General features: G+C 70.3%; 18 protein-coding genes. 11 read left to right on the top strand and 7 right to left on the bottom strand.

Annotation, left to right across the window (positions count from 1 at the left end; all coding sequences use genetic code 11):
- The first annotated feature begins 27 nt into the window (after positions 1-27).
- A complete protein-coding gene (gene phoU, locus AB0I59_RS00290) occupies positions 28-675 on the top strand; it encodes a phosphate signaling complex protein PhoU (RefSeq protein ID WP_061253663.1) in 648 nt (215 codons plus the stop codon).
- 102 nt (positions 676-777) lie between these two features.
- On the opposite strand, the gene AB0I59_RS00285 is transcribed toward phoU, so the two are convergent.
- The 3 genes from AB0I59_RS00285 to mshA all read right to left on the bottom strand — a co-directional run bounded on the left by AB0I59_RS00285 (position 778) and on the right by mshA (position 3,426).
- Positions 778-1,521, bottom strand: coding sequence for a phosphoglyceromutase (locus tag AB0I59_RS00285; RefSeq protein WP_061253151.1), 744 nt, complete (start codon positions 1,519-1,521; stop codon positions 778-780).
- 25 nt (positions 1,522-1,546) lie between these two features.
- On the bottom strand, positions 1,547-2,044 hold the full coding sequence (locus tag AB0I59_RS00280; RefSeq protein ID WP_061253150.1) for a type III secretion system chaperone family protein: 498 nt from the start codon (positions 2,042-2,044) through the stop codon (positions 1,547-1,549).
- 98 nt (positions 2,045-2,142) lie between these two features.
- Positions 2,143-3,426, bottom strand: a complete 1,284-nt coding sequence (gene mshA / locus AB0I59_RS00275; RefSeq protein WP_358128524.1) for a D-inositol-3-phosphate glycosyltransferase — start codon at positions 3,424-3,426, stop codon at positions 2,143-2,145.
- A gap of 136 nt (positions 3,427-3,562) precedes the next feature.
- On the opposite strand from mshA, the gene AB0I59_RS00270 reads away from it, so the two are divergent.
- Both AB0I59_RS00270 and AB0I59_RS00265 read left to right on the top strand, forming a co-directional pair.
- Positions 3,563-4,300 carry an SDR family NAD(P)-dependent oxidoreductase gene (locus tag AB0I59_RS00270; protein WP_061253149.1) on the top strand — a complete coding sequence of 246 codons (738 nt, stop codon included), beginning with the start codon at positions 3,563-3,565 and terminating at the stop codon, positions 4,298-4,300.
- A gap of 1 nt (position 4,301) precedes the next feature.
- The gene (locus AB0I59_RS00265; RefSeq protein WP_061253148.1) at positions 4,302-5,090 is read left to right on the top strand and encodes a class I SAM-dependent methyltransferase; all 789 of its coding nucleotides are present in this window, start codon (positions 4,302-4,304) and stop codon (positions 5,088-5,090) included.
- A 60-nt stretch (positions 5,091-5,150) separates the two neighbouring features.
- Here AB0I59_RS00265 and AB0I59_RS00260 read toward each other — a convergent pair whose 3' ends face one another.
- Positions 5,151-5,666: an O-acetyl-ADP-ribose deacetylase gene (locus AB0I59_RS00260; protein ID WP_061253147.1), complete on the bottom strand. Its 516-nt coding sequence runs from the start codon at positions 5,664-5,666 to the stop codon at positions 5,151-5,153.
- A gap of 51 nt (positions 5,667-5,717) precedes the next feature.
- On the opposite strand from AB0I59_RS00260, the gene AB0I59_RS00255 reads away from it, so the two are divergent.
- The 5 genes from AB0I59_RS00255 to AB0I59_RS00235 all read left to right on the top strand — a co-directional run bounded on the left by AB0I59_RS00255 (position 5,718) and on the right by AB0I59_RS00235 (position 8,436).
- Complete coding sequence (locus tag AB0I59_RS00255; RefSeq protein ID WP_308066867.1) at positions 5,718-6,074, top strand: BlaI/MecI/CopY family transcriptional regulator; 357 nt, start codon at positions 5,718-5,720, stop codon at positions 6,072-6,074.
- Positions 6,071-6,985 carry a M56 family metallopeptidase gene (locus AB0I59_RS00250; RefSeq protein WP_061253145.1) on the top strand — a complete coding sequence of 305 codons (915 nt, stop codon included), beginning with the start codon at positions 6,071-6,073 and terminating at the stop codon, positions 6,983-6,985. The genes AB0I59_RS00255 and AB0I59_RS00250 overlap by 4 nt, the downstream gene beginning before the upstream one ends.
- A gap of 70 nt (positions 6,986-7,055) precedes the next feature.
- Entirely contained in the window at positions 7,056-7,496 is a 441-nt protein-coding gene (locus AB0I59_RS00245) for a helix-turn-helix domain-containing protein (RefSeq protein WP_061253144.1), read from the top strand.
- A gap of 3 nt (positions 7,497-7,499) precedes the next feature.
- Positions 7,500-7,931, top strand: coding sequence for a Tim44 domain-containing protein (locus AB0I59_RS00240; protein WP_061253143.1), 432 nt, complete (start codon positions 7,500-7,502; stop codon positions 7,929-7,931).
- 163 nt (positions 7,932-8,094) lie between these two features.
- The gene (locus tag AB0I59_RS00235; RefSeq protein ID WP_061253142.1) at positions 8,095-8,436 is read left to right on the top strand and encodes a DUF2516 family protein; all 342 of its coding nucleotides are present in this window, start codon (positions 8,095-8,097) and stop codon (positions 8,434-8,436) included.
- Positions 8,437-8,451: 15 nt separating this feature from the next.
- Here AB0I59_RS00235 and AB0I59_RS00230 read toward each other — a convergent pair whose 3' ends face one another.
- Together AB0I59_RS00230 and AB0I59_RS00225 are read right to left on the bottom strand one after the other, a co-directional pair.
- Positions 8,452-9,105 carry an SGNH/GDSL hydrolase family protein gene (locus tag AB0I59_RS00230; RefSeq protein WP_358128517.1) on the bottom strand — a complete coding sequence of 218 codons (654 nt, stop codon included), beginning with the start codon at positions 9,103-9,105 and terminating at the stop codon, positions 8,452-8,454.
- Positions 9,106-9,430: 325 nt separating this feature from the next.
- Positions 9,431-10,402, bottom strand: a complete 972-nt coding sequence (locus tag AB0I59_RS00225; protein WP_358128514.1) for a magnesium transporter CorA family protein — start codon at positions 10,400-10,402, stop codon at positions 9,431-9,433.
- A 60-nt stretch (positions 10,403-10,462) separates the two neighbouring features.
- Between AB0I59_RS00225 and AB0I59_RS00220 the strand changes: the two genes are divergently transcribed.
- Positions 10,463-12,076: a DUF2207 domain-containing protein gene (locus AB0I59_RS00220; RefSeq protein ID WP_358128511.1), complete on the top strand. Its 1,614-nt coding sequence runs from the start codon at positions 10,463-10,465 to the stop codon at positions 12,074-12,076.
- A 74-nt stretch (positions 12,077-12,150) separates the two neighbouring features.
- Here the strand turns inward: AB0I59_RS00220 and AB0I59_RS00215 are convergent, their stop codons facing one another.
- Positions 12,151-13,092 carry an asparaginase gene (locus AB0I59_RS00215; protein ID WP_358128508.1) on the bottom strand — a complete coding sequence of 314 codons (942 nt, stop codon included), beginning with the start codon at positions 13,090-13,092 and terminating at the stop codon, positions 12,151-12,153.
- A gap of 303 nt (positions 13,093-13,395) precedes the next feature.
- Between AB0I59_RS00215 and dtd the strand changes: the two genes are divergently transcribed.
- Positions 13,396-13,821 carry a D-aminoacyl-tRNA deacylase gene (gene dtd, locus AB0I59_RS00210; protein ID WP_228645642.1) on the top strand — a complete coding sequence of 142 codons (426 nt, stop codon included), beginning with the start codon at positions 13,396-13,398 and terminating at the stop codon, positions 13,819-13,821.
- Between the two features lie 69 nt (positions 13,822-13,890).
- Positions 13,891-14,703 carry a hypothetical protein gene (locus AB0I59_RS00205; protein ID WP_358128505.1) on the top strand — a complete coding sequence of 271 codons (813 nt, stop codon included), beginning with the start codon at positions 13,891-13,893 and terminating at the stop codon, positions 14,701-14,703.
- The last annotated feature ends 315 nt before the right edge of the window (positions 14,704-15,018 follow it).

The raw sequence follows: 15,018 nt of genomic DNA, 5'->3' as shown, positions 1-15,018 counted from the left end.
CACGGAACCACGCGTAGGTTGATCGGCATGCGCGACGCCTACCACGATGAGCTGGAAGCCCTCACCGACCGCCTGGTGGAGATGACCCGACTTGTCCGCTCCGCCATGTCACGGGGCACCACCGCACTGCTGGACGCCGACCTCCAGCTCGCCGAGAGCGTGATCTCCCGCGACGCGGAGGTCAACCAGCTCTACGCGGAGATCGAGACCTCGATCTACGAGGTGATGGCGACCCAGCAGCCGGTTGCCGTCGACCTGCGCACCGTGATCACCGCGCTGCGGATGGCCGCCGACCTGGAACGCATGGGCGACCACGCCGAGCACATCGCCAAGATCGCCCGGATGCGCCACCCCGACTCGGCCATCCCGGCCGAGCTGCGCGACACCATCGTGGAGATGGGCGCGATCGCCGAACGTCTGATCGTCAAGACCGGAAGCGTCATCGTCTCCCGTGACGTCGAGACCGCCAAGGAACTGGAGAGCGACGACGACGCGATGGACCGGCTGCACCGCCGGCTCTTCCGCGTGCTGCTCGCCGACGGGTGGTCGCACGGCGTGGAGGCCGCGATCGACATCACCCTCGTCGGGCGGTACTACGAGCGGTACGCCGACCACGCGGTGCGCGTCGCCCGCGACGTCGTCTACCTCGTCACCGGCTCACGGAACACGGACTGAGACATTCCTCGTGGCGGCGCGGCAAGACTTCCTTGCCGCGCCGTTCCGCGTCCGTGGCCCGCCCGCGCGGAGCTCCTGTCCGCGCCGCGGAGCGGTACGGGATCACCTGCCCTGGTTGGCGACGGCCTCGATGGCGGCCTTGGCCGCGTCCGGGTCGAGGTAGTCCCCGCCCGGGTTCAGCGGGCGGAAGTTCTCGTCGAGCTCGTACCGCAGCGGGATGCCGGTCGGGATGTTGAGCTTCGCGATCGACGCGTCGTCGATGCCGTCGAGGTGCTTGACCAGCGCGCGCAGCGAGTTGCCGTGCGCGACGACCAGAACCGTCCGCCCCTCGGCCAGGTCGGGCACGATCCGGTCGTACCAGTACGGCAGCATCCGGTCGACGACGTCCTTGAGGCATTCGGTCCTCGGCATGAGCTCCGGCGGGAGGAGGGCGTACCTGGGGTCACCCGCCTGGGAGAACTCGTCGCTGTCGGCGATCGGCGGCGGCGGAGTGTCATAGGAGCGGCGCCAGAGCATGAACTGCTCGTCGCCGAACTCCGCGCGGGTCTGGGCCTTGTCCTTGCCCTGGAGCGCGCCGTAGTGGCGCTCGTTCAGCCGCCACGAGCGGTGCACGGGCAGCCAGAGCAGGTCGGCCACCTCCAGCGCGAGGTTGGCCGTCCGGATCGCCCGGGTCAGGAGGGAGGTGTGCACCACATCGGGGTGGACACCGGCGTCGAGCAGCAGCTGACCGCCGCGCCGCGCCTCTTCCTCGCCCGCCGGGGAGAGCGTGACATCCACCCACCCGGTGAACAGGCCCTTGACGTTCCACTCGCTCTCGCCATGCCGCAGCAGCACCAAAGTCGCCATAGCCCGAAAGCTTAGTCCGTATGGCTTATGCGGGGTCCCGTGCCGGATCGGCGAACCTCGCGAACGCCTGCAGGTTGGCGAGGGACTCGCCCCTCTTGACCCGCCACTCCCACTCCCTGCGGATGGAGGAGGCGAACCCGAGTTCCAGCGCGCGGTCGAAGGACTCGTCGGAGTAGGTGAGGACGCATCCGAGCACCCGGTCGATCTCGGTCTCCGTGACCGCATCGAACGGCACCCGGCCGACGAGGTAGACGTCACCCTCCGGGTCGAGCGCGAAGTGCACACCGTACATCGAGCCGTTCTTGGACAGCAGCCACCGGTAGAAATCGGCGTGGTTCTCGTCCGGCTGCCGGCAGAAGAACGCCTCGACGTTGAGCGCCTGGTCGCCGAGGACGAGCCAGGTCATGGTGGCGAGCTTGTGCTGGCCGGGCAGCTTGACGAGGAACGCCCCGGGCCGAGGCCGCTCGTAGGCGAGGTCCGCCGCCTTGAGCGCTCCCTCGATCACGCCTTCCAGATCACTCATGTCCCCTCCAAGCCTCGCCGGGCGGCTCCCGCCCTGTCGTTCCGTGCGTGAACCTCGGCGCCGCCCGTTCTTCTCAGACTAGGCCGTGCCCCGGGAGATCAGGAGTTGACCGCGATCGGGACGCGGTGCAGCCGGGACATCGCGCCCGCGTACACCTCGACCAGCCGGGCGGCCGTCGCCGACCAGCCGAAGGCCTCCGCGTGCCGTACGGCGTTGCCGGAGAGGTAGTCCAGCCAGGCGGGGCTCCCGAGGAGGCGGCGAAGCGCCACCGCCCACTCGTGGGGGTCGTGCCCGTCGATGAGTATGCCGGACACGCCGTCCTTGACCGCCGTGCGCAGGCCGCCGACGGAGGCGGCGGCGACGGGGGTGCCGCACGCCTGTGACTCCAGCGCGACGAGCCCGAAGGACTCGTTGTGCGAAGGGACGACGGTCACGTCCGCCGCCCGGTACCAGTCGGCCAGCTCGTGCTGCGGCGCGGGCGGCGAGAGCCGTACGACGTCGGTGATGCCGAGCTCCCCCGCGAGTTCGGTGAGCAGGGAGGGGCGGGCCAGGCCGTTGCCGCTCGGCCCGCCGACGAAGGCGACGACGAGCCGCGAGCGCAGCGACGGATCCTCGACGAGCATCCGGGCGACCGCCTTCATGAGGACGTCGGGCCCCTTGAGCGGCTGGATCCGGCCCACGAAGAGCAGTACGTGGGCGTCCTGCGGCAGGCCGAGGCGGTGCCGGGCCGCCCCTTGGGACGCCGGTTGGAAGACGCCGAGGTTGACGCCGGGATTCACGACGGTCACCCGGTCTCTGGGCGCGTCGTACAGCTCGATCAGCTCGTGGGCCTCGGCGGCCGTGTTGGCCACCAGGCGGTCGGCGACGCCGACGACCTGCTCCTCGCCGAGGACGCGCGCGGTGGGCTCCGGCTTGTCGCCTTCGGCGAGCAGGAGGTTCTTCACCTTGGCCATGGTGTGCATGGTGTGCACGAGGGGGATGCCCCAGCGCTCCTTCGCGAGCCAGCCGACCTGCCCGGAGAGCCAGTAGTGCGAGTGGATGACGTCGTAGCGGCCGGGCTCGTACATCGCCTCGGTCCGCAGCACGCCGGACAGGAATCCGCAGAGCTGGGCGGGAAGGTCCGCGCGGTCCAGCTCCTCGTACGGCCCGGCGGTGACGTGCCGTACGGACACCCCGGGCGCGATCTCCGCCGTCGGCGGCAGGTCCCTGGCGGTCTGCCGGGTGAAGATCTCCACCTCGATGCCGAGGGCGGCCAGCCTCTTGGCCACCTCGACGACGTACACGTTCATGCCGCCGGCGTCGCCCGTCCCGGGCTGGTCCAGCGGCGACGTGTGCATGCTGATCGTCGCGACCCGGTTGACCCGGCGCCGACTGAGCGCCACCCGCACCACCTCCAGAACGGTAACAACCTCGAGAAACCCGACAAGATTCCCGAATCGGTGCGGTTCCGCAGCTTTTCCAAGCTCCTGGAAAGATGAGAAGTCCACCCACGGTTTGGAATCCCTCTTTGGAGCGACCATGACGAAGACGGCAGTGGTGACCGGAGCGAGCAGCGGCATCGGCGCGGCGACGGCCCGGCGACTCGCCGCCGAGGGCTTCGACGTCGTGGCCGCGGCCCGGCGGCGCGACCGGCTGGACCGGCTGGCCGCCGAGGTGCCCTCGATCCGCCCGGCGACGCTCGACGTCACCTCCCAGGAGTCCGTCGACGCCTTCGCCGCCACGCTCGACCGGTGTGACGTGCTGGTCAACAACGCGGGCGGCGCGATCGGCCTCGAACCGGTGGCCTCGGGCCGGGTGGACGACTGGCAGCGGATGTACGAGGTCAACGTGATCGGCTCGCTGCGCATGACCCGGGCCCTGATGCCCAGGCTGATCGCGTCCGGCGACGGCGTGCTGGTGATGCTGACCTCGGTCGCCGGTCTGGTGTCGTACGAGGGCGGCGGCGGATACTGCGCGGCCAAGCACGCCCAGACCTCGATGACGGAGACCCTGCGGCTGGAGCTGTGCGGCGAGCCGGTCCGCGTCGTCGAGATCGCGCCGGGCATGGTCCACACCGAGGAGTTCTCGCTGACCCGGTTCCGGGGCGACGCGGAGTCGGCCGCCAAGGTCTACGACGGCGTGCCCGACCCGCTCACCGCCGAGGACGTCGCCGACGTGATCGCGTTCGCCGTCACCCGTCCCGCGCACGTCAACATCGACCGCCTGGTGATCCGGCCGCGCGCGCAGGCCGCCCAGCACAAGGTCCACCGGGTCTGAGGTGCGCAGGCCCGTCGGCGAGATCACCCGCGGCACCACCGGGCACAACCGGCTCAGGCGGTCCGACCGCTGGATCGCCGCCGTCCACGCTCCGCTGCTGCGCTCGGCCCGCGACGCCCCGCTCGTGGTCGACCTCGGTTACGGCGCCTCGCACATCACGACCCTGGAGCTGTTCGTACGGCTCCGCGTGGTGTGCCCGAGGGTCGAGGTCGTGGGCGTCGAGATCGATCCGGCGCGGGTCGCGGCGGCCCGGCCGTACGAACGGGACGGGCTCACCTTCGTCAGGGGCGGATTCGAGCTCCCGGTGCCTCGCCGCCCCCTGATCGTGCGCGCCTTCAACGTGCTCAGGCAGTACGCCGAGGCCGACGCCTGGGCGCACTGGGACCTGCTGCGCTCGCGGATCGACCCCGGCGGCGTGATCGTCGAGGGCACCTGTTCGGAGATCGGTCACCGCGCGGTGTGGGCGGCGCTCGGGGCCGAGGGACCGCGCACGCTGACGTTCGCGGCCCGGTTCGGCGGGTTCGACCGCCCGTCCGACCTGGCGGAGCGGCTGCCCAAGACCCTGATCCACCGGAACGTCCCCGGCGAGCCCGTCCACGAGTTCCTCCGCCAGTGGGACCGCGCCTGGGCGACCTGCGCCCCGTTCGCGCCGTACGGCTCCCGCCAGCGCTGGGCCAGGACGGCGGAACTGCTGGCGCGTGACTGGCCGGTGGCGGTCACGCCGCCCCTCGGCGGCCCGTCCCGCTGGCGGCTCGGCGAGCTGACGATCCCCTGGTCGGCGGTCGCCTGAGCGCCTCGACGTCAAGATTTCCGCATGGAACGGCAAACCCGAGGGCTGGATCCCGCCGATTCACCCGAATTCTCGTAGGACCCGGTCGAAGATCTCATATGCTGCGAAGTCGAACAGCACGAAACGCGCCTCGTCGATCGTCGACCCGGAGCGCAGCACGGTGGTGACCGAGATGCGGGCGGCGTCGTCCATCGGCCAGCGGTAGACGCCGGTCGACACGGCGGGGAACGCGACCGTCGCCGCGCCGAGCGCGTCGGCGACTTTGAGCGACTCCCGGTAGCAGGAGGCCAGCAGGTGAGACCGGTCCTCACTTCGCGAGTACACCGGCCCGACGGTGTGGATTACCCACCGGGCGGGCAGCCGTCCCGCCGTGGTCGAAACAGCCTGTCCCGCGGGAAGGCCGCCTCCGTACCGGGACGCGCGCAGCGCCCGGCACTCCTCCAGGATCTCCGGACCGCCCTTCCTGTGGATCGCGCCGTCCACTCCGCCGCCGCCCAGCAGCGACGAGTTGGCCGCGTTGACGATCGCGTCCACCCGCTGCTCGGTGATGTCCCCCTGGACCAGCGTGAGCTTCATGACATGCGCCCCTCTACGACACGTAGTACTACCCCAGGTAGGCTAGTTGGCGTGAAAGGACTTGGCGATCTTGAACGTAGCATCATGGACATCCTCTGGGCACAGAGCGCACCGTTGACCGCACGCGAGGTCGGCCGCCTGATCGCGGACCGCGACCTGGCACCCACCACCGTGATGACCGTACTCGACCGTCTTTCCCGCAAGGGGTTCCTGAACCGCACCCGGGACGGGCGCGCCTGGCGCTACGAGCCCGCCGAGAGCCGTGACGCCTACGTCACCGAGCTCATGCTCGAAGCCCTGGACCTGACGGGAGACCGCAGCGCCGCGCTGACGCGCTTCGCCCAGGCGGTTTCCGGGTCCGAGGCCGAGATCCTCCGAAGAGCCCTCACGGAGCTGGAGGAGCAGTGATCGCGGCGGCTGTCCTGGCGGCCCTCGCCCTGGCATGCGCGGTCGGTGCCTGGCGCCTGACCTCCGCGCGTTGGACGTGGCGTGCGCCTCGCACCGCCATCCTCCTGTGGCAGTCCCTCGGAGTGACGTGGGGACTCGCCACGACCGGAGCCCTCTTCGCGTACGCCCTGGCCCCTTATGGCGCCGGCGTCGTGCACGGGCTCTCCATCCTGCTCATCCGCGCCGAGTTCGACATCCGCGAGCCGCACGACGCGATCAGGCTCTGCGCGCTGCTCAGCGGGCTCACCCTGCTCGCGGTGCTCGTGGCGGTGCTCGTCGCGGCCGGCGTGCAGACGCTCCGCGCCCAGCGCCGCCACCGCATGCTGCTCTCCCTGATCGCGAGGGACGAGCCCGCCGTCCCCGGCGTCCGGGTGGTCGACCACCCGGGCGCGGCCGCGTACTGCGTGCCGGGGCTCAGGTCGCAGGTGGTGATCAGCGCGGGCACGCTCGACCTGCTCTCGCAGGACGAGCTCGACGCGATGCTCGCGCACGAGCTCGCGCACGCGCGCGAGCGGCACGACCTGGTGCTGCTGCCGTTCGGCGCGCTGCTCCGGGCGCTTCCCTGGGCCGCCGTGGTCCGGGACGCCCAGGCGTCCGTGGCGCTGCTGGTCGAGATGGCCGCCGACGACCGTGCCCGCCGCTTCTGCTCTCCGAAGCGGCTCGCCACCGCGCTCCTGCGGTTCGGCGCCGCCACCTCCGTCCCGACTCCGCACGGGGCGCTCGGTGCCACGTCCGGGCAGAACGTGATGACGCGCGTGAACCGGCTCATCAAGCCCGACCTGGACCTTCCCGCGCACGTCAGGTACGCCATCCTGACCGCCTCCGCGGCCCTCGCCGTCTCGGCTCCGCTGCTCTGGCTGCTCCCCGCCTGACCCCGCACCGCTTGCAGGTGTTTGCCATCGAGTTTGCAATTGCAAGCACTTGGTGTGCACACTGGAGGGTATGGAACTACCGAAGGTCGGCTCGATCGGCGAGTACATCCGCCAGCAGCGGCAACAGGCGAAGATCTCTCTCCGCCAGCTCGCCGCGCAGGCGGGGGTCTCGAATCCCTATCTGAGCCAGGTCGAGCGCGGCCTGCGCAAGCCGAGCGCGGAGATCCTCAACCAGATCGCCAAAGGTCTGCACATCTCCGCGCAGGCGCTGTACGTGCAGGCCGGGCTGATCGAGGACCGCGAGCCGGACAGCGACGTGCTGGCCGCGATCCGGGCCGATGTCACCATCACCGAGCGGCAACGCCAGGTGTTGATCGACATTTACGAGTCGTTCCGCAAGGAGAACCGCGCCGGGAACCCGGAGGCCCAGCCGACGCAACCGGCTGAGCCCCCGCCTGATGCCGCGGTTCACAGGGAGAACACCGCCACACCGGATTCCAAGGAAGGGTAACCGATGACTCTCACCGCCGAAGTCAAGAAGATCACCGAGTCCAAGCCGTTCTACGCGGTCGCGGGCGCCGGTGACTACGCCGTCGAGAAGCTGCGCGAGCTGCCCGAGCAGTTCCAGAAGCTGCAGGCCCGCAGGGGCGAGCTGCGCGAGACCGCGAAGGACATCCCGGGCAAGGCGCGCGAGTACGCCGAGACCGTCCAGGGCAAGGCCGAGGCCGTCGCCAAGGACTTCCCCGGTAAGGCCCGCGAGTACGCCGACACCGCCGCCACCCGGTTCAACGAGCTGTACGAGGAGCTGGCCGTGCGCGGTCGCAAGATCGTCAGCAAGGTGAGCGGCGAGGCCGCGCTGGAGCTCGAAGAGGTCTCCAAGTCCGCCGAGCCGCGGCCCGCTTCCTCCGACAGGAAGCCCGGCCGTCCCCGTTCCACCAAGGCCTGAGGCACAATGACGCGGGCCCGCCATCGGCTCCGGCCGGGGCGGGCCCGCGTCGTCGCCGCCCTCGGGCGGTCGCGAGATCGCCGGTTGGACCGGTGGCGGCCCGGCACGGGCCACACCGCACTAGTCTGGGGGCGACAGAGACCGTGACCGCCTGGGAGAGTCCATGATCGGCCCCGTCAACAACATCCTCACTCTCATCTTCTGGCTGCTCTCCGTCGGGGCCTTCATCTTGTCCGTCTGGGCGCTGATCCACGCGATCCGGATCCCCGCACGCGCCTTCCCGGCGGCGAGCAAGCAGACCAAGCAGCTGTGGTTGATCATCCTGGGATTGGCGACGCTGTTCACGTTCGCCCCCGCGGTCAACTACATGGGCATGGGGATGGGCATGCCGGGTCTCCTCACCATCCTCTCCGTCATCGCCTCCGGCATCTATCTCGCCGACGTGAAGCCCGCGGTCAGCCAGTACCGCGGTGGCGGCAACCAGGGACCCTACGGCCCCTGGTGATCGACCGGAGGGGCACTAGGACGGCTCGGGCCCGACCAGGGCCGGGGGAGCCGCCGCGTCACCGGCGAGGCCCCGCGCCCGCAAGGTTCCGACGAGCCAGCGCGCCAGCCGCAGGTGCCCGTACAGGGTCGGGTGGATGCCGTCGGACAGGAGCACTCTGGTCCGGTCGTCCCTGATCCACCGCTGGGTCAGCGGATCCAGGAAGGGCACCCCGGCCAGCCAGGCCGCGCTCGCGATGGCGTCCCTGGTGCGATACGCCTCCTTCGGCGCGGTGTCGATCCAGATGGGGCCGACGAGCACGATCCTGGCCAGCGGCCACCGTTCCCTGACGTTCCCCACCAGGCGGAGTACGGCTTCCCGCACGCCCGCGGGCCGCGCCCGCCGGTCGTTGTGGCCGCCGGAGACGACGACCAGGTCCGGCGCGGGCCGCCAGGCGAGCTGCCGGGCGAAGGACTGTTCGAACGTGCGGCCGATCCGGCCCCTGGCGATGTAGCCGGTGCCGGCGCCTCCGGCGGTGATGAGCTGCCAGCCCAGGCTTCTGGCCGTCCCGGCCGCGTAGGTGTCCCACTCTGCGACCGGGCCCGAGCCGACCGTGAAGCTGTCACCGAGGAACATCACCACCGGTGGCCGTACCTGCGGCACCGCCTGGTGCCGCGCGGTCTCGCTCACCGCGTCGGCGCATCCCGTGATGAGAGGGCACGTCACCAGAACGGCGGCGACTGCGGCTCTCAGGGAACGCCGCGCTTTCATGGGCCCGCGCATGACACCTCTGGCTGTCCGTCGGGAGATCACCCTGACCAGGGCCGCAGTTTATCCAGCGCAGCGTGACCACCCCTGTCGAATGCGTGACTCCTCCCGGGATCGGGGGCGGAGGCGGGCCGCTGCCGTACCGGATGGGGCGGGTTTCTCCCATAATCGACCGCGGCCCAGCGCGAATCCGGCCGGGTTTCGGCTGCGCCGTACGCGTGATTCCGGGCCTCCCTCCGGGAGAGCGTCAGAGCCAGTCGCGCCTGCGGAACGATCGGTACAGCAGAGCCGACACCAGCACGATGAGGAACGTGGACACCCAGAAGCCCCATGGCCGCTCGAAGCCGGGGAACGGGAGATTCTGCCCGTAGAAACCGGTGATCATGGTGGGCACGGCGATGATGGCGGCCCAACCGGTCACTCTCTTCATGATCAGGTTGAGCCGGTTGCTCTGCATGGTCAGATGCGCCTCGCGGATGTTGGCGACGAGGTCGCGGAGGGACTCGGTCCACTCGGTGACCCGCAGGACGTGGTCGTACACGTCCTGGAAGTAGGGGAGCATCGCCTCGTCGCCCGAGTCGACGTGCCGCCGCAGCAGCGTGTTCACGACCTCGCGCATCGGCATGACGATCCGGCGGAGGAGTGCGAGGCTCTTGCGCATCTCGAAGGTACGGCGCTGCTCGGCGGACCCGATCGGACGGTCCTCGAACAGCGTCCCTTCCAACGCCTCGACCTGCTCGTCCATGGCCTCGACGGCGTCGAAGTGGCTGTCGACCACGTAGTCGAGGAGACCGTGGAGGAGGAAGGCGACGCCGTGCCTGGCCAGGCTGGACGAGGAGTCCCAGCGGCGGACGACCTCGTCGATCACGAAACCCTCGGTCTTGCGCACGGTGACCAGGACGTTCTCGGTGATGAACGCCGACGCCTCGGCGACGTCCAGGCTGCCCGTCTCCTGGTCGAACGCTCCGGCGTAGACGCTGAGGAACATATGGCTGTCGTAGACGTCGAGCTTGGGGCGCTGTCGATGCGCCAGCGCGCCCTCCACGGCCAGCTCGTGCAGGCCCAGTTCCTCGCTGATCTGGGCGAGGTCCTCCTCGTCCGGCGCGCACATGTCCAACCAGACGACCGCCGACGGGTCCCGCAAATGGTCGGAGACCTCGGAGACCGGGAAGTCCTCGGCCTCCATCACCCCGTTCCGGTACAAGCGCGTACGTGCCATGACGTCACACACTAGCGAGCCCGACATCGGTACAAAGGAGGACCGATAAGGTGCTGGCTCATGGTGGATCTCGCTCGCCGACTCGGTCTGGCTGCCCTGTTCGCCGTCCTCGCGCTCCTCACGGTCGGCACCCCCGCGCACGCCGACCCTGCGACGGTGACCAAGGACGACGTGACCATGGAGCTGCGCAAGGACGGCGTCCTGCACGTCGTGGAGAAGATCACTCTCTCCGGTGCTCCGATGCGACGTACGCTGCTCACGCGGACGCGGTACGACGACGGCAACGACCGCGTCTACCGCGTCTCCAACCTCAAAGGCGCCTCCTTCGACGGCGAGGCGATCACGTTCACCGGCAGCGGCACCGTGGAGTACGACGTGACCGGCGCCGTGACGCCCCTCACCGGTGGCGAGGAGCTGCGCTGGTTCGCCGTGGCCGGACCGGCGGAGCAGGTGACGGTGACGGTCAGCGGCCCGGGCCGGGCGGAGAACCTCTCCTGCTTCGCCGGCGAGCCGGCCTCGGCGATCGGCTGCACGGGCGCCTCGATCGACGAGACCGGGGCCGCCGCCACGTTCGAACAGCAGGGCCTGCGGGACGGCGAGGTGCTGACGATCGTCGTCGGCTACCCGAAGGGCGCGACGGGAGCCGCGCCGATCCTGGAGCGCCGCTTCGAGCTGGCCAACGCGTTCACCCTGAACGCCGTGACCGGCGGGGCCCTGGCGCTGCTGCTGCTCCTGCTGGGCGGGGGCGTCGGGCTGCTCTACTGGACCCGCGGCCGGGACGCCCGGGTGGTCGGCGCCCAGTCCGGCGTGGTCGTCGCGCACCAGAACGGCCAGTTCACTCCCCCGGACGGCGTACGGCCCGGCCAGATCGGCACGCTGATCGACGAGCAGGCCGACGTGATCGACGTGACGGCCACCATCGTCGACCTCGCCGTACGCGGCTACCTCCGGATCGACGAGCAGCCCCGGCAGGCGTACGACGCCCCAGACTGGCTCCTGGTCAGGTTGCCGTCGGCGCCGGTGGCCTCCCTCCTCCCCTACGAGCGCGCGCTCTACGACGCCGTCTTCGACGGGCGGGACACCGTACTGCTGTCGCAGTTGCAGGGCTCGTTCACCGCCGGGCTCGGCAAGGTGCGCGACGAGCTCTACCAGGACGTGGTGACCCAGGGCTGGTTCGCCCGGCGGCCCGACTCGGTCCGGACCCGCTGGACGACCGTCGGCGTGGTCGCGACCGTCCTCGGCGTCGTGGCGACCGTGGCCCTCGCCTGGTTCACGACGTACGCCCTGGTGGGACTCGCGCTGATCATCGCCGGAGCCGCGCTGGCCGTCGGGGGCCAGTACATGCCCGCGAAGACCGCCAAGGGCGCGGCGGTGCTCGCCCACACGCTCGGCTTCCGGGAGCATCTCGCGTCCGGGGAGATCGGGAGCATCCCGCCGGCACAGCGGATCGAGCTGTTCTCCCGCTACCTCCCGTACGCCGTGGTCTTCGACGGGGTGGACCGGTGGGCCCGCGTGGTGGCCTCCATCGACGGCGGCGGCCGCCCGGCGGACAACCTGTACTGGTACCAGGGCCCGGCCGAGTGGGACCTGTCGAAGTTCGCCGACTCGATGCGGACCTTCACGATGACGACCTCGGGCGCGATCTCCGCCGCGCGCCTGTTCCGCTCCTTCTAGGACCGACCCGGCACGCTTCCAGGACACGACCGGCAAGCAGGACGCGGCCGGGAAGCCGTCCCGGCCGGGAACGGTCAGGGACGGCGGACCCGGATCTCGCCGACCTCCCTGCCCCCGCCCAGCAGGGGTGAGGCGGCCAGCTCCGCGAACTTGGGGGCGTCCAGGCCGAGGGCGCGCAGGGCGGCCACGGTCACCGGCACGCGCGCCCTGGCGCCGCCGTCCTCGATCTTGACGGCGGCGGCGCGGCCGTCGGCGAAGGCGAACGCGTCGAACGCCTCCGCCCCGGCCTTGACCATGAGGCCGGGCATGGCGCGCATCAGTTTCGCCTCGGGCCGTTCGGTTCCGCTGGTCCATTCGGGGTGGGCGCGCATGGCGTCGGCGATGCGGCGCTCCGGGGTGCCCTCGTCGGCGAGCGTGAGCCGCCGGAAGGCCCGCACCACGCCCTCCATGGAGACGAAGAACAGCGGCGCGCCGCACCCGTCCACGCCGGTGGCCGCGACGCGCTCCCCGGTGAACTCCTCGACGGTGGCGCGGATGGCCCTCTGCAGCGGGTGCCCGGGATCGAGGTAGCTCTCGACCGGCCAGCCGTTCACCATGCAGGTCGCCAGCATGGCCGCGTGCTTGCCGGAGCAGTTCATGAAGATCCGGCCGGGCTCGACGTACGCCCGGATCGCCCGGTGCCGTGCGGCGGTGTCCTCGGGCAGGGCCTCGGGGCAGCCGAGGGCGCTCTCGTCCAGCCCCGCCCCGGCCAGGATCTTCCGCGCCCCCTCGACATGGAAGTCCTCGCCCGCGTGGCTGGCGCAGGCGAGCGCGAGCAGCTCGTTCTCCAGCGGGAGGCCCGACCACACCATGCCGAGCGCCTGCAGCGGCTTCATCGAGGAGCGCGGCGACACCAGGACGTCCGTGTCGCCGTGCCGCATGACGGGGGCTCCGGACGCGTCCACAGCGAAAACACGGGCCCTGTGGACGGATTCCACGAACCCGGAGCGGACCACCTCGACGATCAATTCGGACATACGGCGAGTGTACGCATTTACAGGAGGTCCCCCGTCCCACCCGATCTACAGCCAATCCTCCCTGTTCAGTCCGCAGTCCGCTCCGGCCGTACGCGGGCGATGTTCCTGTCCGCCACTCGTGTCGTCATCAGTCGGCGGGCAGGCCGCCGCGACACCGCCCCACACCAGTAGGCCGGACTCGCTGGCGGTCCGCGATCGACCCAGTCGAGTGCCTCTCGATGAGCCGAGGGTTGTCACTTGAAGCGGCGATCCCGGCTCTACGGGACCTGCCACCAGAATGCGGACATGGCAGAATGCGGGGCCATGCGTGCGGTCGTACAGCGGGTCAGCTCCGCGTCAGTCGTGGTCGACGGTCAGGTCGTGGGGGCGATCGACGAGCCGGGCCTGCTCGTCCTCGTCGGAGCGACACACACCGATGGGCCCGCCGAGGCGGCCCGGCTCGCCGGCAAGCTCTGGGGGCTGCGCGTCCTGCATGGCGAGAAGTCGTGCTCGGACGTCGGCGCGCCACTCCTCGTTGTGAGCCAGTTCACACTGTACGGCGACGCCCGAAAGGGACGGCGTCCGACGTGGCAGGCGGCCGCGCCCGGCCCCGTCGCGGAGCCGCTGGTCGAGGCGGTCGTGGCCGAGCTGAGAGCCCTGGGCGCCCGCGTGGAGACCGGAGTTTTCGGTGCCGATATGAAAGTGTCATTGACAAATGACGGGCCGATCACCTTACTACTGGAGGTCTGACGCCGATCTTCCTCTGTTAGGGTCTTGCCTCGCCCAGGTTTGGATCATCCATTACCCCCGGGGAGGGTCATGCGCATCACCGGAAAGATCGCGATCACGGGCGTCGCCTTGGCTGTGGCGGGAGCGCCGGTCGCGGCTCACGCCCAGGCGTCGTCCGCGTCCATCGCCTATCACGGCATCACATCGGCCCAGCAGGTCCAGAAGTTCCACGAGTTGAGCGGCAAGGGCTACGTACCCGTCAGCCTGAGCATCTCCTCCGGGTCCAGCTACGCCGGCGTGTGGGTCAAGTCGTCCGGTACTGCCTGGGCCATGTACCAGGACATGTCATCGCAGGGCTATCAAAAGCGGTTCGACGAGTACACCGCCAAGGGCTATCAGCCGACGGTCGTCACGGCGACGGGCAGCGGCGACGCCGCGCGCTTCGCCGCGGTGTTCGTGAAGAAGTCGGACAAGTTCGTCGCCCGGCACAACATGACCTCCGCGCAGTTCGCCGCAGCCAACGCCGCCGCCATCGGCAACGGCCTCGTGCCGACGTCGGTCGACGTGTACGGCAGCGCCGCCTCCCCGATGTACGCCGCGATCTGGTCGGCCAACGCCTCCGGCGTCCGGTGGGAGGTCACCGCGAACAAGACCTTCGCCGAGCATGAGGCGGAGTTCAAGGCGCGGGTCGCCAACGGCTACCGCCCCGGCTATGTCGCCGTGGGTCCCGGCGGCACCTACACGGCGGTCTGGCGCAACGACAAGATCGGCGGCTGGTTCGAGTACACCGGGATGTCGAGCTCGGGTTACCAGAGCAGGTTCGACAAGCTCAAGGGGGAGGGCTACTTCCCCGTCCAGGTGAACAGCGAGGACGGCAAGTACGCCGCCATCTGGACGAAGTAGGACTCCTACCAAAACGGCGTGATCACGCGGAAACGCGCGATCACGCCGTTACTTTTCGCCGTGCCGAAGGCGCGGCAATCAAGCACAGCGAGGGGCGCGGCGGGGAAGTAACCGACGAGCGAGCGGGGAGCGAGGCACGAGCGACCCCGAGCAAGGAGGGCACGAGTCGCCTCAAAGGCGCCCCGAGCCCGCCGTGCCGAAGGCGCGGCAATCAAGCACAGAGGGGCGCGGCGGGGAAGTAACCGACGAGCGAGCGGGGAGCGAGGCACGAGCGACCCCGAGCAAGGAGGGCACGAGTCGCCTCAAAGGCGCCCC

The sequence above is a fragment of the Microtetraspora glauca genome (assembly GCF_040656155.1).
GTDB lineage: Bacteria > Actinomycetota > Actinomycetes > Streptosporangiales > Streptosporangiaceae > Microtetraspora > Microtetraspora glauca.
Note: the sequence above shows the minus strand (reverse complement) of the source record. Positions and strands in the feature narration are given on the sequence as shown.